Raw genomic sequence first — 673 nt, 5'->3', positions numbered from 1 at the left:
GCTGCCAGCAACCGGGGGCGCCCCCCGGGCCGCCGCGCGCGTTCACCCGCGGCAGGTTTTCCGGGTAGGTGTACGGGTTCGGCGCGCCGCCGACGAGCCCGGCCAGCCCGCCGACCAGGCTGGCGAGGGTGACCACCGCCGAGACGGGGTTGGCCAGCAACCCGAGCCCCGACAGCGCCTCGGTGTGGGCGTTCAGCGAGTAGCCGTTGCCGCCCAGGAACGAGGACGCCTTGGGCTCGATGTCGTGGTAGTTGCGCAGGGTGCAGAACAGCTCCGGGCTGTAGGTGTCTAGCAGCTGGGCCGTGGGCACCAGGTCTTGGGCGCCGCGCGCCAGGTACGGGCCGCCCCTGTTGAAGATGTCGGCGCCGGTGTTGCCGAACCCGGCCGCCGACAACAGCGCCTGGTCCAGATCCTTCTGCTGCGCGTTGATGGTCCGCGACGTGATGACCGCGTTGTTGAGGAAGTCCAACAGGTCCGGCGCCGCGTTGGCGTAGGTGTCGCCCAGCCCGGCGAGCTGCTGAATGTCGTGACGCGCCTGCGGCATCTGCGGATTGACGTCATCGAGGATCGCGTTGGCGTTGACCACCGACTGGCCGAACTTGTCACCCAGCCCGGTCAGCGCCTGGGCGGCCGCGCTCAGCGTCAGGTTCAGCTTGACCGGATCCACCTTCTC

The 673-nt window shown here is 69.8% G+C and carries 1 protein-coding gene; it reads right to left on the bottom strand.

Features of this window, described 5'->3' with window-relative positions; all coding sequences use genetic code 11:
- On the bottom strand, window positions 1-673 hold a 673-nt coding region (locus tag A5781_RS02220; protein ID WP_197503655.1), incomplete at both ends, for an MCE family protein.

The sequence above is a fragment of the Mycobacterium sp. 852002-30065_SCH5024008 genome (genome assembly GCF_001665645.1).
Lineage (GTDB): Bacteria > Actinomycetota > Actinomycetes > Mycobacteriales > Mycobacteriaceae > Mycobacterium > Mycobacterium paraffinicum.
This window is presented reverse-complemented; position numbering and strand designations above follow the sequence as displayed.